This window comes from Micrococcus sp. SL257, assembly GCF_026625585.1.
Classification (GTDB): domain Bacteria; phylum Actinomycetota; class Actinomycetes; order Actinomycetales; family Micrococcaceae; genus Micrococcus; species Micrococcus luteus.
Genome location: NZ_CP113053.1, coordinates 254,823 through 274,858 on the forward strand (window position 1 = coordinate 254,823; position 20,036 = coordinate 274,858).

At 74.3% G+C, this 20,036-nt stretch carries 21 protein-coding genes; 2 read left to right on the plus strand and 19 right to left on the minus strand.

Annotated elements, in window-relative coordinates:
- Window positions 1–105: 105 nt before the first annotated feature.
- The 9 genes from OVA32_RS01165 to OVA32_RS01205 all read right to left on the minus strand — a co-directional run bounded on the left by OVA32_RS01165 (window position 106) and on the right by OVA32_RS01205 (window position 8,755).
- The gene (locus tag OVA32_RS01165; protein WP_036380856.1) at window positions 106–588 is read right to left on the minus strand and encodes an SRPBCC family protein; all 483 of its coding nucleotides are present in this window, start codon (window positions 586–588) and stop codon (window positions 106–108) included.
- Window positions 589–635: 47 nt separating this feature from the next.
- Window positions 636–1,334, minus strand: a complete 699-nt coding sequence (locus OVA32_RS01170) for a DNA-3-methyladenine glycosylase (protein WP_036380853.1) — start codon at window positions 1,332–1,334, stop codon at window positions 636–638.
- Entirely contained in the window at window positions 1,331–2,362 is a 1,032-nt protein-coding gene (panC, locus tag OVA32_RS01175; RefSeq protein WP_036380850.1) for a pantoate--beta-alanine ligase, read from the minus strand. The genes OVA32_RS01170 and panC overlap by 4 nt, the downstream gene beginning before the upstream one ends.
- Window positions 2,363–2,516: 154 nt before the next feature.
- Window positions 2,517–3,215 carry a DUF3618 domain-containing protein gene (locus OVA32_RS01180; protein WP_036380847.1) on the minus strand — a complete coding sequence of 233 codons (699 nt, stop codon included), beginning with the start codon at window positions 3,213–3,215 and terminating at the stop codon, window positions 2,517–2,519.
- Window positions 3,212–3,679 carry a phage holin family protein gene (locus OVA32_RS01185; RefSeq protein WP_036314802.1) on the minus strand — a complete coding sequence of 156 codons (468 nt, stop codon included), beginning with the start codon at window positions 3,677–3,679 and terminating at the stop codon, window positions 3,212–3,214. The genes OVA32_RS01180 and OVA32_RS01185 overlap by 4 nt, the downstream gene beginning before the upstream one ends.
- Window positions 3,676–4,491, minus strand: a complete 816-nt coding sequence (locus OVA32_RS01190) for a hypothetical protein (RefSeq protein WP_060973555.1) — start codon at window positions 4,489–4,491, stop codon at window positions 3,676–3,678. Before OVA32_RS01190 ends, OVA32_RS01185 begins: the two co-directional genes overlap by 4 nt.
- A 158-nt stretch (window positions 4,492–4,649) precedes the next feature.
- Entirely contained in the window at window positions 4,650–5,876 is a 1,227-nt protein-coding gene (locus OVA32_RS01195; RefSeq protein WP_061866857.1) for a glycerophosphodiester phosphodiesterase, read from the minus strand.
- A 171-nt stretch (window positions 5,877–6,047) separates the two neighbouring features.
- Window positions 6,048–8,210: an alpha/beta fold hydrolase gene (locus tag OVA32_RS01200; protein ID WP_267714779.1), complete on the minus strand. Its 2,163-nt coding sequence runs from the start codon at window positions 8,208–8,210 to the stop codon at window positions 6,048–6,050.
- A gap of 95 nt (window positions 8,211–8,305) precedes the next feature.
- A complete protein-coding gene (locus OVA32_RS01205; RefSeq protein WP_267714781.1) occupies window positions 8,306–8,755 on the minus strand; it encodes a DUF3806 domain-containing protein in 450 nt (149 codons plus the stop codon).
- Window positions 8,756–9,017: 262 nt separating this feature from the next.
- Between OVA32_RS01205 and OVA32_RS01210 the strand changes: the two genes are divergently transcribed.
- Window positions 9,018–9,494, plus strand: coding sequence for a low molecular weight protein-tyrosine-phosphatase (locus tag OVA32_RS01210; RefSeq protein WP_119217628.1), 477 nt, complete (start codon window positions 9,018–9,020; stop codon window positions 9,492–9,494).
- A 133-nt stretch (window positions 9,495–9,627) separates the two neighbouring features.
- Here OVA32_RS01210 and OVA32_RS01215 read toward each other — a convergent pair whose 3' ends face one another.
- From OVA32_RS01215 to ftsH, 9 genes are read right to left on the minus strand one after another with little or no spacing between them, the layout of a single operon-like run.
- Window positions 9,628–10,578: a Rossmann-like and DUF2520 domain-containing protein gene (locus tag OVA32_RS01215; RefSeq protein ID WP_061866861.1), complete on the minus strand. Its 951-nt coding sequence runs from the start codon at window positions 10,576–10,578 to the stop codon at window positions 9,628–9,630.
- Window positions 10,575–12,254, minus strand: a complete 1,680-nt coding sequence (locus tag OVA32_RS01220) for a PH domain-containing protein (RefSeq protein WP_101967669.1) — start codon at window positions 12,252–12,254, stop codon at window positions 10,575–10,577. The genes OVA32_RS01215 and OVA32_RS01220 overlap by 4 nt, the downstream gene beginning before the upstream one ends.
- Window positions 12,251–12,763, minus strand: coding sequence for a PH domain-containing protein (locus OVA32_RS01225; protein ID WP_020625296.1), 513 nt, complete (start codon window positions 12,761–12,763; stop codon window positions 12,251–12,253). Before OVA32_RS01225 ends, OVA32_RS01220 begins: the two co-directional genes overlap by 4 nt.
- Window positions 12,744–13,271: a DUF3180 domain-containing protein gene (locus tag OVA32_RS01230; RefSeq protein WP_020625295.1), complete on the minus strand. Its 528-nt coding sequence runs from the start codon at window positions 13,269–13,271 to the stop codon at window positions 12,744–12,746. The genes OVA32_RS01225 and OVA32_RS01230 overlap by 20 nt, the downstream gene beginning before the upstream one ends.
- On the minus strand, window positions 13,268–13,912 hold the full coding sequence (gene folK / locus OVA32_RS01235) for a 2-amino-4-hydroxy-6-hydroxymethyldihydropteridine diphosphokinase (RefSeq protein ID WP_206496779.1): 645 nt from the start codon (window positions 13,910–13,912) through the stop codon (window positions 13,268–13,270). The genes OVA32_RS01230 and folK overlap by 4 nt, the downstream gene beginning before the upstream one ends.
- Window positions 13,909–14,289 carry a dihydroneopterin aldolase gene (gene folB / locus OVA32_RS01240; RefSeq protein ID WP_044659875.1) on the minus strand — a complete coding sequence of 127 codons (381 nt, stop codon included), beginning with the start codon at window positions 14,287–14,289 and terminating at the stop codon, window positions 13,909–13,911. The genes folK and folB overlap by 4 nt, the downstream gene beginning before the upstream one ends.
- Window positions 14,286–15,200, minus strand: coding sequence for a dihydropteroate synthase (gene folP / locus OVA32_RS01245; RefSeq protein WP_267714788.1), 915 nt, complete (start codon window positions 15,198–15,200; stop codon window positions 14,286–14,288). Before folP ends, folB begins: the two co-directional genes overlap by 4 nt.
- A 26-nt stretch (window positions 15,201–15,226) precedes the next feature.
- On the minus strand, window positions 15,227–15,847 hold the full coding sequence (folE, locus tag OVA32_RS01250) for a GTP cyclohydrolase I FolE (RefSeq protein WP_010079671.1): 621 nt from the start codon (window positions 15,845–15,847) through the stop codon (window positions 15,227–15,229).
- Window positions 15,848–15,864: 17 nt separating this feature from the next.
- On the minus strand, window positions 15,865–17,955 hold the full coding sequence (ftsH, locus tag OVA32_RS01255; RefSeq protein ID WP_101965658.1) for an ATP-dependent zinc metalloprotease FtsH: 2,091 nt from the start codon (window positions 17,953–17,955) through the stop codon (window positions 15,865–15,867).
- Window positions 17,956–18,350: 395 nt separating this feature from the next.
- Between ftsH and OVA32_RS01260 the strand changes: the two genes are divergently transcribed.
- Complete coding sequence (locus OVA32_RS01260; protein WP_267714792.1) at window positions 18,351–19,415, plus strand: type IV toxin-antitoxin system AbiEi family antitoxin domain-containing protein; 1,065 nt, start codon at window positions 18,351–18,353, stop codon at window positions 19,413–19,415.
- Between the two features lie 41 nt (window positions 19,416–19,456).
- Here OVA32_RS01260 and hpt read toward each other — a convergent pair whose 3' ends face one another.
- A complete protein-coding gene (hpt, locus tag OVA32_RS01265) occupies window positions 19,457–20,008 on the minus strand; it encodes a hypoxanthine phosphoribosyltransferase (protein ID WP_044659872.1) in 552 nt (183 codons plus the stop codon).
- Window positions 20,009–20,036 lie beyond the last annotated feature (28 nt).

Here is a 20,036-nt window from a genome sequence, read left to right on the forward strand (position 1 = left end):
TCTAGCCGTGACACCGGACACGACGACGGGCACCGCACCCTGGCCGGGTGCGTGCCCGTCGTCGAGGGGACGGCCAGCCCGGAGGCCGCCGTCGGGAGGCGGGGGTCAGCCGACCTCGGCGGCCAGCTTCGCGAGCGACTCCTCCATCTGCTCCTCGGACACCATCGGGAAGAGGTTCTTCGCCAGCAGCTCCGGGTCGGTCACGGCGGTCCAGTCGTAGGTGAGGGACACGACCGTGCTGCCGGAGCCGTTGTCCTCGAGCCGGTAGACCCACTGCCAACCCTTGGGCTCGGTGCCGGCGGGGGCGGTCTTCCAGCCGACCAGCTTGTTCGGGTCGTAGGCGACCACGTGATTGTCGGTCTGGTAGTCGCCACCCATGTGCTCCGCGTGCATGTTCATGGTGAACACGTCGCCGACCTTCTGGATGCGCTGGGTCTTGTCGTCGGACTGCACCATGCCCGAGCCGTCGAACTTCGCGTGGTTCGCGGGCAGGGTCAGGAAGTCGAACACGTCCTTGGCGGACGCGTCGATGGTCCGGGTGACGGTCTGCTGGGTCTCGCCGTGGGCGGTCTTGTTCATCTCGGTCATGGGATCAACCTAGGCACGGGGCCGGGGCGGTCGACAAGGTCTGGGGGTCAGTCCGGCACGTTGCGGCCACGCCGGAACGCGGACACGCTGCGGTGGCCGGCCACGCTGAACCGCCACGGGAAGCGCACGGAGCCGCCCTCCCCCGAGACGCCGACGCGCGGGCCCGTCACGACCTCGATCGGCGGCTCGGCCGGATCGCGGGGCGCGGGCGGGGCCAGGAGGAAGCGGGCGGGCGCGGCCGGCGCGGCGAGGCGGGCCGAGGTGCCACCGTCGTCGGCCACCTCCGGCGGCGCGGCGACGATCTCCACGGGCGCGTGGCCCATCTCCAGGGTGATGCCGAGGCCCTGGCCGAGGTTGCCCGGGCCGGAGAGCAGCTTGGGGCCGGTGTCCCGGCCACGGCGGGCCACCGCGAGGTCCCCTCCTGCAAGCACCTCGGCCGCACGCAGCAGCACACCGCCGGCCTCCCCCTCGGGGTGGCCCACCAGGTTCAGGCAGCGGTGGATGCCGTAGTTCAGGTACACGTACGTGCGCCGCGGCGGCCCGAACAGCGCGGCATTGCGCTCGGTGCGGCCGCGGAACGAGTGGGCGCCGGGGTCCGCTCCCGCGTTCCCGTACGCCTCGGTCTCGGTCAGCCGCACGGTGACGGCGCCGTCCGGGGCGACGACGGTCAGCCGGCACCCCAGCAGCGTCGCGGCGAGCGCGGGCGAGGGGCCGTCGAAGGCGGCGGCGAGACGCTCCGGGGTCACGGCAGCGGCCCCGCGACGGGCAGCACCATGGTGTCGATCAGCCGGACGGGCGGCACGTGCGCGGCCACGAGGGCGAGGGCCTCGCGGCGCAGCGGCTGGCACAGCAGCTCCGGACCGAGCTCGGCGAAGGTGTCCCGGTCCACCACCACGAGGTGGTCCAGCTCGACGCCCGGCTCGTCCTCGACCATCCGGCGAGCGGCCTGGACGTCGACGGGCTCACCGGCCGCCGCGGCGTCGGCCAGGGAGCGCAGGGCGCGGCTGAGGACGAGCGCGTGCTCCAGGCCCGCGGCGTCCAGGCGGGTGTTGCGGCTGGAGAGCGCGAGGCCCTCGGGCGAGCGGACGATGGGTACGGCGCGGACGTCGACGTCGATGTCCAGGTCCGTGGCCAGGCGGCGCAGGACGGTGAGCTGCTGCGCGTCCTTCTGGCCGAAGTAGCTGCGCAGGGCCGGCACCGCCGGGCGCACGATGTTCCACAGCTTCGCCACGACGGTGGCCACGCCGTCGAAGTGGCCCGGGCGGGAGGCGCCCTCGAGGACCTCCCCCATGCGGCCGGCGGAGACGGTGACGATCGGCGCGTCCGGGTAGCCCGGGTACATCTCCTGCACGTCCGGGGCGAACACGACGTCGGCGCCCGCCGCCGCCAGCAGGTCCAGGTCCGCGTCCAGGGTGCGCGGATAGTGCTCCAGGTCGGCCGGATCGCCGAACTGGAGCGGGTTCACGAAGATGCTGACCGCGACGACGTCGTTCTCGGCGCGGGCCCGCCGCACCAGGGCCGCGTGGCCGCCGTGGAGGGCGCCCATCGTGGGGATCAGGCCGACGGTGACGGGCTCGGCGTCGCCGTCGTCCGTGGCGTGGGCGACGAGCTCACGGAGAGCGGAGCGCATCTCGGCGACGGTCCGGGCCAGACGCGGGCGCGCGGAGACGCCGTCGGCCTCGGCCGTCACGGGAGCGGGGAGGGCGTCCTCGAGGGTCAGGCCGGTGCCGGCGGGGACGGGGCGCTGGTCGGGGACGCGGTCGAGAGGGGTCACCCTCCGAGTCTAGGCACGGGGCCTCGGGGAGGACTTCCGCCTCACCACGCGCATCTGGTCCAAGGCCTGAGCCGCGGGCCGGATTCGGCCCCGCCACGCGCGACGCCGGCCGGTCCCGTCAACGGGACCGGCCGGCGTCGTGCTCGAGTCGGGCTCAGGCGTCCTTCGCGGTGTCCTTCACCTGGCGGGCGGCGTCCTGGGACTCCGCCTTGAGGCCCTGCGCCGTGTCCGTGCCCTGCTCCTTGAGGTGGGAAGCGGCCTCGGCGGCCGACTCCTTCACGCTCCCGGCGGCCTCGCGGGCGGCGGGCTCGAGGTCCTCGCGCAGCTGCTGGGCGGCCTGCTTGGCCTCGTCCACCAGCGGGGCGGCCTGGTCCTTGAGGCCCTCCGCGGCGCGCTGCTCCGCGCGTGAGGCGGGGATCAGCGAGCTGAGCAGCAGGCCGGCACCGAAGGCGATCAGCCCGGCGGCCAACGGGTTGCCCGCGGTGCGGCCGCGCAGCTGAGCCGGGGCCTGGTGCAGGGCGTGCTGGGCGTCGTCGGCCCACTCGGACACCCGGTCGCCGGCGTCGCCCAGGCGGTCCTGGGCCTGGCCGGCCGCGTCATACGCGGAGGCCCGGGCGTCGTCGACCACCGCGTGGGCGCGATCGCCCAGCGAGGGCTCGTGGCGGTGCTGCTCCGGGGAGCCCATGATGTTCTCCTTCGCGTGGATGAAGCCGTCCTTGATGCGGTTGGTCTGCCGGGACACGGCCTTCGTGGGGCTCACCTTCTCGGCGAGGGCGTCCACGTCCTGGCCGAGCTCGCGGCGCGTGCGCTCGATGTCGGCGCGGATCTCATCGGGGTTGTTGCTCGTGGTCATCGCGTCTCCTTCGCGGGGTTCAGGGTCTCGGGGATCTCCTGAAGCGTCTCCTGGGTCTGCGGCAGACCCTTGATCTTCTCGATGTCCTTCTTGCCCTGCACGGCCAGCACGGCCGCCACGACGCCCCACAGCACGGCCACGATCAGCGCGGCCCAGCCGATCGGCAGGAACACGTCGAGCAGGTGCATCAGGGCGAGGGACAGGAACATCAGCAGGAAGAAGCCGCCGACGGCGGCGCCGGCCAGCAGCCCCGCCCCCTTGCCGGCCTTCTTCGCGGACTCGGTGGCCTCAGCCTTGGCCAGGGCGATCTCCTGGCTGACCAGCGTCGACAGCTTGGCCGACAGGCTCTGGAACATCTCGCCGAGGCTCTCGTGCTCGGCGCGGAACTCCGCCTGCGTGGGCGGCGGGGTGTGCGCGCCGGAGTGCGGCGTCGCGTCGCGGAACGGTTCGTGGGCGGTGCTCATGCGTCACCCCCGGGCCGGGTCTGGTCGAACGGCCGCTCGGCGGTCAGGCCCTGCTGGACCGGCGCCTGCGTGCCATACGGGGTGTCCCCGACGCCGGCCGCGCGGCGGGGCCCGGCGCCGTCCGCGACGCGGCCGTCGGCCTGGGAGAGCGAATCGCTCGAGTAGGCCGGGGCCTGCGAGTCCAGGTGGTGCGGGGTCACGTCCGCGTGCACCGCGTCCGGACGGGTCGTGTGACGGCGCGGCGAGGTGGAGGCGGCGGAGTCGGGCTGGACGGCGTCGCGGATGCCGCGCGTCAGTCGACCGGCCACCAGCCCGGCGCCCAGGGCGAGGGCCAGGAACGTGCCCGGACGGCGAGCGGCGAAGCCGCGCACGTCCTGCAGCAGGTCCTGCGGGGAAGCGGTCTCCAGGCGCTGCGTCAGGGCCTCGGCACGGTCCGCCACCGAGGCGACGCCCTGGCGCACCAGGTCGGTCTGCGGCTGCTCACCGGAGACCACGCGGTGCAGGTCGTCGGTGTAGCTGCGCACCTGGCCCGCGAACCGCTCCTGCTGGGTCTGCACCTGCGCGCCGACCTGCTCCTGGGCGGAGCCGACCAGCGACTGCACCTGGTCAGCGGCCTCGTCCTTCACCTGGCCGGCCTCGTGCTTGGCGGTGGCCGCGAGGTCCTGGGCCTTGTCCTTGGCGTCCTGGGCCACGGCCTTCGCCTGGCCCTGGGCCTCGCCCGCGGCCTGCTGGGCCTTGTCCTTCGCCTGGTCCTTGGCGTCACGGCCCTCGGCTGAGGAGCCGTGGGCGTTCTTCGGCGTGTTCGTCGTCATGCTGTGCCTTCCTTCGTCCGGGTCGGCGGCCCCTCATGGCCAGCCCTTCTGGCCGTCCACGTCACCGGGTCCACCGGTCCTGAGGGCCAAGGTAAGCACCGCGACGGACGTGCCGGAAGACCTCGGGTCCGCCGGGATCGTCTCCGGTCGGGACGGGGTCAGCGCACCTTCAGGCCCCGCTGGGCGGTCTTGCCGACGCCCCGGCCCGGGTGCTCCTTCTTGCCCTGCATCCAGGTGTCCACGGCCTGCACGCCGAGGTCGGGGTGGTCGGTGAAGAAGCCGTCGATGCCGGCGTCGAGGAACGGCTGGATCATGCCGACCATGTCGCCCCGCGCGTTCGGGTCCGTGGAGGAGCGGAACTCCGTGTAGAGGAACTGGTTCTCGGCGCGGAAGGTGTACGGCACCACCTCGAGGCCCGCGCGGTGGGCGAGGGAGACGAACGCGGTCTCCTCGCCCATCGAGCCGTCCTTCTCCTTGGTGATGATCTGCGCGAAGGCCGGGCCGAGCGTGTCGACGCCGTCCGCGCGGACCTCGCGCATGCCCGCGGCGGTCTCGTAGAAGTCGTAGTCGCGGAGCCCGTCGCCGGCGGCCACGGAGTCATAGGGCGCGCCGGTGACGCTGGAGAGGAACACCGTCTCGGCCTTGAGGCCGAGGTTCTCGTTGAGATCGCGCAGGTTGGCGAGCTCGAAGGACTGCACGGTGGCGGGGGCGTTGCGCTTGTTCAGGCCGTGCTCGTCGAGCAGCTCGACGACGCGCTCCTCCATGGACAGGCCGATGGAGTCGAAGTAGGTGGGGTGCTTGATCTCGGGGATGACGCCGATCTCGCGGCCGTGCCGGGCCGAGAGGCGCTCCCGCAGCTCGAGCACCTCCTCGAAGGTGGGCACCTGGTACCGGCCGTCGTAGGACGCGGACTCGGGGCGGACCTGCGGCAGGCGCTCCTTGGCGCGCAGGGTCTTGAGCTCGGCGAGGGTGAAGTCCTCGGTGAACCAGCCGGTGAGGGCCACGCCGTCGACGACCTTGGTGGTCCTGCGGTCCGCGAACTCGGGTCGCTGGGCGACGTCCGTGGTGCCGTCGATCAGGTTCTCGTGGCGGACCACGAGCACGCCGTCCTTGGTGGAGACCAGGTCCGGCTCGATCACATCCGCGCCCTGGGCGGCGGCCAGCTCGTAGGCGGCCAGGGTGTGCTCGGGGCGGTAGCCGGAGGCACCACGATGACCCACGACGTCGGGACGCACCACGGGCTTGCCCGTGACGGACTGCGCGGCGGCCGGGGTCTCCGTTGCGGCGGGGGCGGCGACGGCCGGGGCGGCCAGCGGGGCGCTGACGGCGACGGCGGCGGCGAGGGCCACGAGGCCGCGGGCGGCGTGACGACGGACGGAGGTCATGGAACGGTCCTTTCCGGGAGGGGGATGACCGCTCCAGTGGGCCAGATCCGGGTGTCGGCCGGGTGGCCCCCCTCCGGCCACAGCCGGCCCGTCCGGTGAACAGCCGGTGACGGGCGGCTGATCGGAGAGGTTCAGCCGCCCGTCACGATGCGCGGCACCGGGCCCGGCGACTCAGCCCGCCGTCGACGACGGCCGCGTCAGTCCCAGCGTCTCCGGGGCCGTCGGGGCGCTGTCGCCGAGGACGTGCTCGCCCAGGAAGCCGAGGACGACCTCGTACCAGACCTTCGCGTGCTGCGGGGCGAGGATCCAGTGGTTCTCGTGGGGGAAGTAGAGGAACCGGTGGTCGGTGGTGCCGTCCGCGGCGGCCGGCCGCCCGGACTTCGCCAGCAGGTCCGACCACAGGCGCAGCCCCTCGCCGATCGGCACGCGGTAGTCCTTATCGCCGTGGATGACGAGCATCGGGGAGACGATCTCGCCCACGAACCGGTGCGGAGAGTTCTCCTGCTGCATCTGCTCGTCCATCTCGCGGGCCCAGTAGAACGCGGCGTCCGTCGTCGGGCCGAAGCCGTCCAGCGCCCACAGCGAGGCGTGCGTGACCACGCACCGGAACCGGTCGGTGTGCCCGGCCACCCAGTTCGCCATGTAGCCGCCGAACGAGCCGCCCATGGCGGCGGTGCGGTCGCCGTCGACGTCCTCACGCGCCACGACGGCGTCCGTGAGCGCCATCAGGTCCGTGTAGGGCGCCTGGCCCCAGCGGCCCCAGCCGCGTTCGATGAAGTCCTGGCCGTAGCCCGTGGACAGCGCCGGGTCCGGCAGCAGCACCGCGTAGCCGCGCGCCGCCATGATCCACGGGGTCCAGCGCCAGCTCCACGCGTTCCACGAGCCCAGGGGCCCGCCGTGGATCCACAGCAGCAGCGGGTGACCGCCGGCCGGCGCCTCCCCCTCGGGGAGCACGAGCCAGCCGCGCACGTGCGTGCCGTCCTCGGCGACGGTCTCCACGTCCTCGAGGGTGCCCGGGATCGCGGGGCGCTCCACGGGGTTCGGCAGGCGCGTGGTCTCGCCCGTGGCCAGGTCGATCCGCGCCACCTCCGGCGGGAACAGGTAGGAGGAGCGGACGCCGTAGGCCGTGGCCCCGTCCGGGGAGAGCACGATGTCGGTCCACGCCTCGTCCTCCCGGGTCACCTGCGCGACGGCGCCGGTGACCACCTCGATGCGGAACACCGGGCGGCGACCCTCCGAGTCCGCGAGCGCGATCACCGCGGAGTCGTCCGGCAGCCACGCGACGACGTCGGCCCAGCGGTCCCAGCCGTGGGCCAGGGGCGTGGTCTGGCCCGTGGCCGTGTCCATCACGTACAGGCGCGGGTGCACGGCGGAATGCGGGGTGGAGTCGGGGGTGCGGACGACGACGGCGCGCGTGCCGTCATGGCTGACGGGGCCGACGGCCACGTCCTCACCGGGGACGTCGTGCAGGACGCGGTGCTCGCCCGTGGCCAGGTCCACGCGCACCACCGTGCCCTCGCGCACGTTGCCGCGGGCCTCGGCGGTGGCGGCCGTGGTGAGCAGGAACGAGCCGTCCGGGGCCACCTGTGCGCCGATCCCGAACGCGTGGGAACGCGGGAATCCGGAGACGTGGCGCAGGTGGTGCGCGACGTCGTCGGCCTCGGGAGCCAGGCCGGAGGCGGCGGGGCCGGGCTCGGCGACGTCGGCGTCGGTGGCGGGCTCGCCCTGCGGGTCCGGGCCGGGCTCGAGGACGAAGAGCTCGGGGCGGGCGGGGCCGAGGTCGTGGTCCCAGAAGCGGATGGGGTAGCCGGTGTGCAGGATGGCGTCCACGCCGGCGTCCCTGCGGGTCTGCGCGAGGGCCGCGTGCTCGGCCTCGGTGGTCGCGCCGAGCAGCCGGTCCGCCGTGACGACCACGCGGTCCGCTGCGGACGCGCACGTGACCGCGGCGACGCCGCCCGGGCGGGAGAGCACCACGCGCGCCTCGCCGCCCCGGGCCGGCAGGGCCCACAGGGCGCTGCGCTTCTCGGCCTCGGCGTCGGCGGGGTCGGGACGGGCGGAGGTGAAGAAGAGGGTGCCGTCCGCGGCGAACTGCGCGCCGGCCTCGCCCTCGCGGGAGCGGGTCAGGCGGTGGGCGGGGCGCTCGCCCGCGGGGTCGACCTCCCAGAGGGCGGTGGCGTAGCCGGTGCCCTTCGCGTCACGGGTGGCGACGGTGGTCACCAGGCGGGCGCCGTCCGGGCTGAGGGTGAGACCGGCGACGCGCGGCAGGGCGGTGAAGGCGTCGAGGTCGTGGAAGGGGGTGGCGGGGGTGTCCGCGGTGTCCGGGGTGGAGGTCATGCGTTCGTTTCTATCGGCCCGCACGTGATCCGGGCAACACGGAGGGCGGCGGGGTGGTGGCATCGACGGCGGGCCGCCCCGGTGCCCGCCGCGCCTCAGGCGCCGGGCAGCGTGCCGGCGTCGGCCCGCATCTGCTGGAGCTGCTCGCCGAGCCAGTCGACGTACCCGCCCATCCACTCCCCCGTGGCCTGGTCGTTCCAGCTCTGGCCGACCACCGGCTGCGGGAAGACGACGGCGTCCGAGAGGGTGTCCCGCAGCGCGAGGGCGGGCCCCTCCTCATCCGCGACCGTCACCCACTGCATGCCGTGGCGCGCGCACAGGTGCTCGCCGAGCAGCACCGCGACGACGTCCAGCAGCACCGCCAGCTCCTCGGGGTCCAGCTCCTCGGCCTCGGCCTGCGAGCGGGCCAGCACGGCGTCGTAGTAGGCGGCGACCGCGTCCAGGTCCAGGTGGTCCACGCCCTCCTGCGCGGCGAAGTCGCGACGGACGCGCACCCACTCCCGCTCGGGCTCGGTCAGGGGGCTCATCTCGGGCTGGTCGGTCATGGCCTCCATCCTGCCAGGCGCGTCGGGCGCCGTCGTCGCCGGAACAGACGGTGCCAGCCGCGCTTTCGTTCGGGAAACGGCGGCGTGTCGCAGCGCTTTCGTTCGGGAAACGGCGAGGAACCGGGGGGACACACCGCCGGAGGCCTCCGACCCTCCAGCGGGACCACTCGTGGACGCACCCGATGCCGCCCCGCCAGCGACGAGGCGAGCGTGCGGGCCGTCGTCGTCCGCCGCCCCCGCCCGGACTTGAGACACTGGCCCCATGCGCATCATGACCGTCTGCCTGGGGAACATCTGCCGCTCGCCCGCCGCCGAGGCCGTGCTGAACCGCAAGCTCGCGGAGGCCGGTCTCCACGACGTCGAGGTCACCTCCGCCGGCACGTCCGGCGAGCACGTGGGCGCCCGGCCGCATCACCTCACCCGCGAGGTCGGCGGGGAACTGGGGTACGAGTTCTCGACGGTGGGGGTGCAGCTGTCCGCCGACCTCGTGGACGAGGCCGACCTGATCCTGGTGATGGACGAGGCCAACCTCGTCGACGCGCGGCGCCTCGCGACCACGGACGAGCAGCGGGACCGGATCCACCTGATGGGCGAGTTCGCGTCGGATGCGGACAGCGCCGGGGTGCGCGAGGTCCCCGATCCATACGGGTATCCGCGGCCGCAGTTCGAGGAGATGTACCGGCAGATCGAGGACGCGGCAGACGGCGTCGTCGCCGCGATCCGCGACGGGCGCCTCTGACGGACGGGGCGCGGTCCCGGGTCCCGTCCCCGCCACGCGAACGCCGCCGGAAGCGGCCGTTTCTCGAACGAAAACGGTCTGGGACCCGCCGTTTCCCGAACGAAAGCGGGGGGCGGGGGCGGCGGGGGGTCGGTCAGTCGTCGTGGGGGTCGTCGGAGTCGTCGAGGACCTCTCGCAGCCGCGCCGCCGTGTCCGCGCGCAGGGTGCCGCGGGTCTCGGCGCGGTCGGTCGTCGCGCGGGCGAGGGTCTCCCACACGGCCCGCACGTCCGGGGGCAGTCCCCCGGCCTCGAGCTCCCCGAGGGTCTCACGGTGGGTCCGCAGCGTGTCGACGTCACCGCGGGCCACGGGGCCGGTGAGGGCGCCGTCGCCGTCCGTGAGCGCGTTCTCCAGCGCGGCGGTCATCAGTGAGCGCAGCACCCGCTCCGGGTCGGCCACCCCGATCGTCTCCAGGATCTGGCGGGCCTGCGCCGTCAGCGTCACCAGGTGGTTCGACCCGTGGGACAGCGCCAGGTGGTAGGCCGCCCGGTCGGCCTCCTTCACGACCACGGGCTCGCCGCCCATCTCCACCACGAGCGCCTGGGCCACGGGCAGCACCACGGGGTCCGCGGTCACGCCGAACACGCAGTCCTGCAGCCGGGCGACGTCGAGGCTCAGCCCCGTGAACGTCATGGCCGGGTGGATCGCCAGGGGGATCGCCCCGTGCGCGCGCACCGGCTCCATCACCCCCACCCCGTAGCGGCCGGAGGTGTGCACGAGCAGGTGGCCGGTCTGCACGTGGCCCGCGGCGGCCAGGCCGGCCACGAGCTCGCCCAGCGCGTCGTCCGGGACGGCGAAGACGACCATCTCGGAGCGGCGCAGGATCTCGGGGATCTCCAGGACGGGCACGCCCGGCAGGAGCATCTCCGCGCGGTCCCGCGAGGCCTCGGAGACGGCGTGCACGCCCGTGATCGTGTGGCCCGCAGCCCGCAGCGCCGAGCCCAGCACGGCCCCCACTCGACCCGCGCTCACCACGCCGACGCCCAGCCGCCCGGGCCGCTGCGCCGGGTCATGCGGGTCCAGGCTCAGGTCGAGTCCGCCGGTCATCGCTCCTCCTCGCCGCGCACGGCGGGGACGTCTGCCCCGCTCTCCTCCCCGACGACGGCGCCGCCGACGACGCCGGCCCGGGCCAGTTCGCGGCGGCCCACCTCGGTGGCCGCGACCTCGCGCGTGCGCTGCTCGAAGCGGGCCAGCTCCTCGGGGCGCATCCACTGGTCGCGGTCGGCGAGGCGACGCGAGACGGCCGCGTGCCGGGCCTCCCGGGCGTACAGGTCCACGGCCACGTCCTCGTCGAGGTCGCGGACCACGGCGTTCGCCCCCGCGACCCACACGCGCACCGTGGCCAGGCCCAGGCGTCGCTGCACCGGGCCCTGCGCCAGCTCGGCCGCCTGCATGCGCTCGTGCTGGAGGGTCTGCAGCCGGCGGTTCAACCAGCCGCTGCGCACCACCAGCAGGGACCGCGTCGTCGTGAAGCCGGTCCGCCGCCAGGCGAACCAGTTGAACCACCACCTGCCGCGCCGCGGCACGTGCTGGAAGCCGCCCTCCGTGCCGGTGCCGTGCACGCCGAGGTGCATGAGCCCGGCGGGGGTCAGCCCCTGCGCGGCGCGCGGATCGCCGTCCAGGCCCGGGTCCGGGGCCACGACCGTGAGGACGCGGAGCACGTCCTCCCACGGGCCGACGGGCAGCGCGACGTCCCGGGCGCCGTCGGACTCCTGCAGGTACCCGGCCACCGCCATGTTCACCCGATACCAGCCGAAGGGCCGCCAGAACAGGGGCTGGGAGACGGTCACCCCCTGCACCCGCCCCGGCGGGACGGTCTGGTGGGTGGTCTCGGTGAGCCCGTGCCGCAGTCGCAGCCCGTCGGTGGAGCGGCGCACCTGGAAACCCCAGCCGGCGTTCAGCCGGGACCACGCGACGCCGGCCACGGAGAACAGGGCGGGCAGGGCCGCGGCCGCGCCGATCCCGGTCAGGGTCTCCCCCTCGTCCAGCACCGCCTCGGGCAGCAGCGCGACCACGAGGGCGAGGCCGCCCAGCCAGATCAGGGACCCGGCCAGCACCCCCAGCACGCCTCCGGAGAGCAGGACGGAGCCGAGGAGCCGCCCCGCGGGCACCTGCAGCATGAGTTCGCCGGCGTCCGCGGCGTCGGCGTCGGGGAGGCCGGGCTCGGCCGCCCGCTCCGGCGCGGACGCGTCCGCCCCGGCTCCCCCGAGCATCCCCGACGCGCGGTCCAGGATCTCCCGGCGCACCGCTTCGGCCTCGGCGCGGCGCAGGAAGGACAGCTCGAGCGCGGACTCGCCGCCGTCGGCCGCCTCGACCTTCACCGTGGCCAGCCCGAGCAGCCGAGCCACGAGGGGGTGCTGCAGGTCCACCGCCTGGATGCGGTCGTAGCGCATCTGCCGGCGGCTGCGGAAGAGCCAGCCCTGGCGCAGCTCGATCCGGTCCTCCCCGCAGCGGAACCGGGTGAACCACCAGGAGAAGAAGAACACGAGGCTGATCAGCAGGGTGACCCCCAGCAGGATGCCGCCGGCCACGAGCAGGCTGCCGTCGCCGCCGCCCGGGGCGTCCTCCCCGCTGAGCCGGCCCGCCGCGAAGTCCTCCACCGCGTTGCGGCCCGCGAAGAACAGGATCAGCAGCAGGAAGGTCCAGCCCCGCACCCAGGGCGAGGCGGGGTGGACGCGGACCCAGCCGGCGTCGTCGGCGGGGGGCGGGGCGGCCGCGCTCACAGGCCCGCCAGCCGCGCCTGGCCGCGCGCCATGAGGACCTCGCGCAGCTCCTCGGCCCTCTCGCGGGGCACGCCCTCCAGGGTGACGTCCCCGCCCGCGGCGGCGGTCTTCAGGGTGAGGGTCTGCAGCCCGACCCGGCGCAGCAGCGGACCGTCCGACACGTCCACGTACTGCAGGCGGCCGTACGGCACCGCGTGCACGCTGCGGAACAGGATGCCCTCGCGCCACAGGACGTCGTCCTCGCGCTCGGCCCAGCCCATCGCGCGCACGCGCCGCGGGATCAGGATCAGGTCCACGATCCAGGACACGACGACGACGGCCGGCAGCCCCCACGCGACCCACGCGGCCATCCCCGCCCACGGGCCGGTGAGCTTGAGGATCAGCGGCACGGAGAACGCGGCGAGCCAGATCAGGTGGCCGATGGTCGTGGCGATGAGCTTCACCGTCGCCAGCCGCGGCGAGGCCGGCGTGAAGGCCACGCCGCTCAGGTCAATGCCGGGCACGGGCATACCCTCCTTCCGTCTCGGGACGGGCCGGTCGGCCCGGGGACCCATCCTGCCCACGGCCGCCCTCGGGCGCATCCTCCTCAGGCGGGATCCGGCACCACCGTTCGACGATCAGCCCCACCACCAGCAGGACGAGACCGCCGACGGCCTGCAGGGCGGCCTCCCGCACGGTCGGTGCCTCCACGCCGGCCCGCAGCAGCACCTGCACCGCCACCCCGGCGTGCCACCCGCCGAGGGCCGCTCCCGCGAAGCCGGAGGCCTGGCCGAGCACGAGGGTGCGGGCCGCGGCGAGCGGGTCCATCCGCGCGGCGGCGGGCTTCTCCCGGTCGCGGCGCACCCGCCAGCCCAGCGCGAGGCACAGCACGGAGACCGCGGCCACGGTGATCAGGCCGCCGCGGCCCACCACGGGCGCCGGCCAGCCCAGGGACGGCGCGGCGAGCCCGGCCAGCCAGCCGAGCACGGCGGCCACCAGCACCACGAGCAGGGTCCACCCGGAGCGCAGCGCGATCACGTGGCCTCCCTCCCGAGGGCGTCCGGGCGTGCCGGGCGGAGCGGGGCGACGTCGTCGGTGCCGGCCAGCAGCCGGTGCCGCTCGGGCTCCTGACGGCGCACCCCGGGGGCGTCCGCGGCGACGGCGGCGAGGTCGGCGACGGGCGTGCCGGCGAGCGTGGCGTCCGCGTCGAGCCACAGCCACGGCAGCAGCACGAAGGCCCGCTCGGCCGCGCGGGGGTGCGGCAGGGTGAGGTCCGGGTGGTCGCTGCGCACGTCTCCGTAGGCGATCACGTCCACGTCCAGGGTGCGCGCGCCCCAGCGGACCTCACGCCGCCGATGGTGGTCCTGCTCGAGCCGGTGCGCCACCGCGAGCAGCTCCCACGGCGCGAGGTCCGTGCGCAGGGTGACCACCTGGTTGAGGTAGTCGGGCTGGCCCGGCGGCCCGCCCACGGGCGCGGTGACGGCCCGGGGCGAAGCCCGGACGTCCGTGATGTGCGGCAGCGCGGACAGGGCGGCGACGGCGGCGTCGAGCGTCTGCGCGGGCTCGCGCAGGTTGGCGCCGAGGGCCAGCACGGCCGCGACGGGCGCGTCCGGGCGGGCGCCCAGCTCGGGGACGGGCGCGGGGCCCTCGGCCGGGTGCGTCCAGTCGACGGTGCTCACGCGAGATCCTCCCGGGTGCGGTGCACGGTGACGGCGGCGTCCGCGAAGTCGTGCGGGATGGGCGCCTGCGGCTTGTGCACGGTGACCTCGACGGCGGTCACCACGGGCTGCTCGGCGAGGACGGCGCGGGCGATCCGGTCGGCGAGGGTCTCGATCAGGTCCACCGGCTCCCCGGTGACCAGGCGGACCACCGTGTCCGCGACCTCGGCGTAGTTGGCGGTGCGGGCGAGGTCGTCGCCGGCCGCGGCGGGGCCGGCGTCGAGGTGGAGGACGACGTCCGTGACGAACGGCTGCCCGTCCCGGCGCTCGTGGTCGAAGACCCCGTGGTGCCCGACGGCGGACAGCCCGGCCAGGCGGATGCGGTCCCGGGCGCTCACGGCAGCACGTCCTCGGAGACGGGCTCACCCGGGGCATGCGCCCCGACCCAGGCGGCGGCGGTGCGGACGGCGTCGGCGCTGGCGCGCACGTCGTGCACGCGCACGCCCCACGCGCCCTGGGCGGCGGCGAGGGCGGAGATGGCCGCGGTGGCGGCGTCGCGCGCGGCGGGCGGGGCCGGGGTGCCGTCGTCGTCCGCCAGCAGCGTGCCCAGGAACCGCTTGCGCGAGGCGGCGACGAGCACCGGGTGGCCCATGGCGCGGAGCCACTCGAGGCCGCGCAGCAGCTCCCAGTTCTGCTCGCCGGCCTTCGCGAAGCCCAGGCCCGGGTCGACGATCAGCTGCGCGGGCTCGACGCCCGCGGCGAGGAAGCGGCCGGCCACGTCCCGCAGCTCGCACACGACGTCCGGGACGGTGTCCTCGTAGACGGCCAGCCCGTCCATGGTCTGCGGGTTCCCGCGGTTGTGCATGAGGATGTACGGCGCGCCCGACGCGGCGATCAGCGCCGGCATCTCCGGCTCGTGGGTGAGGCCGGAGACATCGTTGACGATCACCGGGCCCAGCGCCAAGGCGGCCCGGGCGGTGGCGGTGTGGCGCGTGTCCACGGAGACGACGACGTCCTCGGCCAGCAGCGCCTCGATCACGGGCAGGATGCGCTCCTGCTCCTCGGCCGGCGGCACGGCGCGGGCCCCGGGGCGGGTGGACTCGCCACCCACGTCCACGATGTCCGCGCCGTCCGCGACCATGCGCCGGGCGTGCTCGACGGCCGCGCGGACGGTGGCGTGCTCCCCGCCGTCCGAGAACGAGTCAGGGGTGACATTGAGGATGCCCATGACCAGGGTCCGATCCGCGGGCAGCCGCCCCAGCAGGGCGCGGTTCGCCTCCCGCGCCGCCGCGTCGATGCTCTCGTCCACGTGTCCTCCTCCGCCGTCGGTGGTCCTCAGCCGTGCATGATGAGGCTCATCGCCTCCGAGCGCGTGGACGGATCCCGCAGCTGGCCGCGCACCGCCGAGGTGACGGTCTTCGCGCCCGGCTTGCGCACGCCGCGCATGGACATGCACATGTGCTCGGCCTCCACCACCACGATCGCCCCGCGCGGGGCCAGGTGCTCCATGAGCGCCTCCACCACCTGTGTGGTCAGCCGCTCCTGCACCTGCGGACGCCGCGCGTACAGCTCCACGAGGCGGGCCAGCTTGGACAGCCCCGTCACGCGGCCCTCGGCGGAAGGGATGTAGCCGATGTGCGCGGCGCCGTGGAACGGCACCAGGTGGTGCTCGCACGTCGAGTAGAACGGGATGTCCTTCACGAGCACGAGCTCCTCGTGCGCGATGTCGAACGTGGTGCCGAGCACCTGGTCCGGGCTCTGGTGCAGGCCCGCGAAGAACTCCGCGTACGCCTTGGCCACCCGCGCCGGGGTGTCCGCCAGGCCCTCGCGGTCCGGGTCCTCACCGATCGCCAGCAGGATCTCCCGCACCGCCGCCTCGATGCGCGGCCGGTCCACCGCGGTCGAGTCCGGGTCGAACGTGCCGGGGACGGCGTCGTCGGGGGTGTGGGCTGTCATGCGGGTCTCCTGCGCGGTCAAAAGGTCGGTCCCTCGCCGGGGCCCGGCGTGTTGCTCGGACCGCCGTGCGGCGGCAGGCCGGGGCCGGCCGCGTCCCCGCCCAGCGACGACGGCGGCGCACCCTCCGGACGCACCGGCACCGTGGTGCCCTCGACGCCGACGGGGGTCTGCTCCCCGCCGTCGTGGCGCGAGCGGCGCTCGGAGGGGGAGAGGACGGGCGGGATGTCCTGCGGGAGCCGGTCGTCCGAGGCCAGCCACACGCCGCGCTCGGGCCGCTTGCGCACGTCCGCGAAGATGGCGGCGATGGCCTCCTGGGTCAGCGTCTCCTTCTCGAGCAGCTCGTAGGCCAGCCGGTCCAGGACGTCCCGGTTCTCCGTGAGCACCCAGTGGGCCTCGGCGTGGGCCTGGTCCAGCAGGGTGCGGACCTCGGCGTCCACCAGGTACGCGAGCTCCTCGGAGTACTCACGGGAGGAGCCGCCGGCGGCGCCGCCCACGAAGGGCTCGGAGCTGCCGCCGCCGAGCTTGACCGCGCCCACCTTGGCGGACATGCCGTACTCGGTGACCATCTTGCGGGCCGTGTCCGTGGCCTTCTGGATGTCGTTCGCGGCGCCCGTGGACGGGTCCTTGAACACGATCTCCTCCGCCACGCGCCCGCCCATCGCGTACGCGAGCTGGTCCAGGAGCTCGTTGCGGGTGACGGAGTACTTGTCGTCCTCCGGGACCACCATCGTGTAGCCCAGGGCGCGGCCGCGGGGCAGGATCGTGATCTTGGTGACCGGGGCGGAGTTGCGCAGCCCGGCCGCGACGAGCGCGTGGCCGCCCTCGTGGTAGGCGGTGACCTTGCGCTCGTGCTCGTTCATCAGGCGGGTGCGCTTCTGCGGGCCGGCCATCACGCGGTCCACGGCCTCGTCCAGGGCGTGGTTGTCGATCACGTTGTTGTTCGAGCGCGCCGTGAGCAGCGCGGCCTCGTTGATCACGTTGGCCAGGTCCGCGCCCGTGTAGCCGGGGGTGCGCTTGGCCAGGGAGCGCAGGTCCACGTCCAGGGCGATCGGCTTGCCCTGCGCGTGCACCTCGAGGATCCTGGCGCGGCCCTCGAGGTCCGGGGCGTCCACGGGGATCTGGCGGTCGAAGCGGCCCGGGCGCAGCAGCGCCGGGTCCAGGACGTCCGGGCGGTTGGTCGCGGCGATCATGATGACGTTCGTGGAGGCGTCGAAGCCGTCCATCTCCACGAGCATCTGGTTCAGGGTCTGCTCGCGCTCGTCGTTGCCGCCGCCGATGCCTGCGCCGCGGTGCCGGCCGACGGCGTCGATCTCGTCCACGAAGATGATGGCGGGGGCGTTGGACTTGGCCTGCTCGAAGAGGTCGCGCACGCGCGAGGCGCCGACGCCCACGAACATCTCCACGAAGTCCGAGCCGGAGATCGAGTAGAACGGCACGCCGGCCTCACCGGCCACGGCCTTGGCGAGGAGGGTCTTGCCCGTGCCGGGCGGGCCGTAGAGCAGCACGCCCTTGGGGATCTTGGCACCCACGGCGCGGAAGCGGTCCGGCACGGTGAGGAACTCCTTGATCTCCTGGAGCTCCTCCACGGCCTCGTCCGCGCCCGCGACGTCCTTGAACAGCACGTCCGGGTTGTCCTTGTTGATCAGCTTGGCGCGGGACTTGCCGAACTGCATCACCTTGCCGCCGCCGCCCTGCATGCGGGACATCAGGAACCAGAACAGCAGTGCGATGAGCAGGAACGGGACCATGAAGCCGAGCAGCGAGAGGAACCAGTTGCTCCGCACCGGCTCGTCCGTGTAGCCGTCGAGGGCCGAGTCGTCCACCGCGGTGACCACGTCCGTGGCGCGCGCGCTGGCGAAGTAGAAGTAGACCTCCTTGCCGAGGTCCCGGTCGTCCTGCTTGTAGGGCTCACGCAGGGTGAGGTCCACGCGCTGGTCCCCGTCCACCACGCGGGCCTGCGCGGCCTTGTCGTCCTTCAGCAGGGCCATGCCCACGTTGGTGTCCACCATGGTGCGGCCGCTCTGCGACGTGGTCAGCGGGATCGCGACGGCGAGGACCAGCAGGCCCAGCAGGATCCAGACGTAGGGCTTGTTGAACAGCTTCTTCACGGTCCGAGTGTCTCCTGGTCTGCCGCGGGGGCCGGGCTGCCCGGGGCGGCCGCCGTGCGGCCGGGGCCGGCGAAGGGCCGGCGTCGCGCCCGGGTCAAGCCCCCACGGTACCGGCCCGGCCCGGGTGTCCGCTGACTGTTCGCGTCAGGTGGACAGGGCGCGGGCGGTCGGCCGGAGTCGACGTCGGCCAGCGCCGTCCCGGCGCCCGCCGGGAATGCGGGAGGTCGGAATGGCGCGTGGATCGCACCTCAGAGCGACCGCTCGCGTGACAGGAACGCTGGCGCTGCGACCGCGCCCCTGCGTCCCCGCCTGCACAGACCCCCGTGCACCCGCATCCCTCCCCAGGCCGGCGGCGGCTCAGGACGCCGCCCGCTTTACCGCGCCAGGCTGGCACCATGCGTCACCTCGCCCCGCTTCCCGCGGCCTTGCTTCACGGCCCCTTCACCGCCGCGCAGGCGAGGGCCGCCGGCATCGACCGCAACCGGCTGCGTCGCTCCGACGTCGAACGCCTCGCCCAGGGCCTCTACCGCCAGCGTGAGGCCACCCCGGCCGCCGTCGAACGCCCCGTGGCCGGCTCCTCCCCCTACCGGTGGAGCACCCCGCTCTCGGCCACCCAACGCGAGCTCCTGCTGCGACTCGCCCGGCACCGCGCCACCACGGTGGTGTCGCACCAGACCGCGGCCCGCGCCCGTGAGATCTGGCTGCCGGAGCGACTGGACGCGGGGGACGACGTCCACGTGAGCCGCCCGCGAGACCGTGGCCGCCTCTCCCTCCCCGGCGTCACCTCCCACCGGACGGCGCTCCCGCCCGCGGACGTGGAGGGCGTGCGGATCGGCGGTCTGGCCTGGTGCGTCACCGCCCCGCCCCGTCTCTGGGTCGACCTCGCGGCCCTGCTCGACGACGACGAGCTCGTCATCCTCGGCGACCATCTCGTCCGCCGGGCGGAGCTGTCCGGCGGTCCCGACGCTGCCGAGCGGACCCGGGCGGCCCTGACCCAGGCGGCCGAAGCGAGCCCGTCCGCGCACAACCGACGACGACGGCTCCGCACCGCCGCCACACTGGTCCGGGTGGGGGCGCACTCGCCGAAGGAGACGCGGCTCCGGCTCGCGCTGAGGGCCGCCGGGCTCCCCGAGCCCGCACTGCAGCTCGAGGTCTGGGACCCGGAGTTCTCCCTGCACCACCCCGCGACGGCGGACCTGGGCTATCGGCAGGCGAGAGTGGCCCTGCACTACGACGGCGGCCACCACGGCGCGGATCGCCAGATCGACCGTGACGTGCAGCGCAACGCGGCCTTCGAGCGACGGGGCTACCGGAACATCACCGTGTCCTCCTCCGACGCTCGCCGCGGATTCACGCGCGTGATCGTGGAGGTGCGCCGTCACCTCGGGGACGCCGGCGACCTGTCAGGCAAGGAGTCGGAATGGGGCGTGAATGGCACCTCAGAGCGACCTCTCACGTGACAGGTCGCTGCTGCGGCGGCCACGCCGGGCCGGGCCCCCGGTCAGCTGTACACGTGCGGGGCGAGCGTGCCCACGAAGTCCAGGTTGCGGTACTTCTCCGCGTAGTCCAGGCCGTAGCCCACCACGAACTCGTTGGGGATGTCCCGCCCGACGTACTTCACGTCGATGTCCACCTTCATGGCCTCCGGCTTGCGCAGCAGGGTGCAGATCTCGACCGAGGCCGGGCCACGGGACTCCAGGTTGGCCTTGAGCCAGGACAGGGTCAGACCGGAGTCGATGATGTCCTCGACGATCAGGACGTGTCGGCCGGTGAGGTCCGCGTCGAGGTCCTTGAGGATGCGCACCACGCCGGAGGACTTGGTGCCGGAGCCGTAGGAGGAGACCGCCATGAAGTCCAGCTCCACGTGGGAGTGCAGGGCGCGGGTGAGGTCGGCGACCACCATCACCGCGCCCTTGAGCACGGCGACGATGAGCAGGTCCTTGTCCGCGTAGTCGCGGTCGATCTGGCGGGCCAGGTCCGTGATCGTGCCCTGCACGTCCTCGCGGGACATGAGGACGTGGCTGAGGTCGTTCTGGACATCCTGTGCGTCCATGCGCCGCTCCTGGTGAGTGCTCGTGCGG

Bases quoted from the DNA above. Each gene is read 5' to 3' on its own strand.
- folE (WP_010079671.1), bottom strand. From the start codon at position 15,847: ATGACAGCCCACACCCCCGACGACGCCGTCCCCGGCACGTTCGACCCG.
- hpt (WP_044659872.1), bottom strand. From the start codon at position 20,008: ATGGACGCACAGGATGTCCAGAACGACCTCAGCCACGTCCTCATGTCC.
- OVA32_RS01205 (WP_267714781.1), bottom strand. From the start codon at position 8,755: ATGACCGACCAGCCCGAGATGAGCCCCCTGACCGAGCCCGAGCGGGAG.
- OVA32_RS01165 (WP_036380856.1), bottom strand. From the start codon at position 588: ATGACCGAGATGAACAAGACCGCCCACGGCGAGACCCAGCAGACCGTC.
- OVA32_RS01185 (WP_036314802.1), bottom strand. From the start codon at position 3,679: ATGAGCACCGCCCACGAACCGTTCCGCGACGCGACGCCGCACTCCGGC.
- OVA32_RS01200 (WP_267714779.1), bottom strand. From the start codon at position 8,210: ATGACCTCCACCCCGGACACCGCGGACACCCCCGCCACCCCCTTCCAC.
- OVA32_RS01215 (WP_061866861.1), bottom strand. From the start codon at position 10,578: ATGACCGGCGGACTCGACCTGAGCCTGGACCCGCATGACCCGGCGCAG.
- OVA32_RS01180 (WP_036380847.1), bottom strand. From the start codon at position 3,215: ATGACCACGAGCAACAACCCCGATGAGATCCGCGCCGACATCGAGCGC.
- OVA32_RS01225 (WP_020625296.1), bottom strand. From the start codon at position 12,763: ATGCCCGTGCCCGGCATTGACCTGAGCGGCGTGGCCTTCACGCCGGCC.
- OVA32_RS01260 (WP_267714792.1), top strand. From the start codon at position 18,351: ATGCGTCACCTCGCCCCGCTTCCCGCGGCCTTGCTTCACGGCCCCTTC.
- OVA32_RS01195 (WP_061866857.1), bottom strand. From the start codon at position 5,876: ATGACCTCCGTCCGTCGTCACGCCGCCCGCGGCCTCGTGGCCCTCGCC.
- OVA32_RS01190 (WP_060973555.1), bottom strand. From the start codon at position 4,491: ATGACGACGAACACGCCGAAGAACGCCCACGGCTCCTCAGCCGAGGGC.
- OVA32_RS01210 (WP_119217628.1), top strand. From the start codon at position 9,018: ATGCGCATCATGACCGTCTGCCTGGGGAACATCTGCCGCTCGCCCGCC.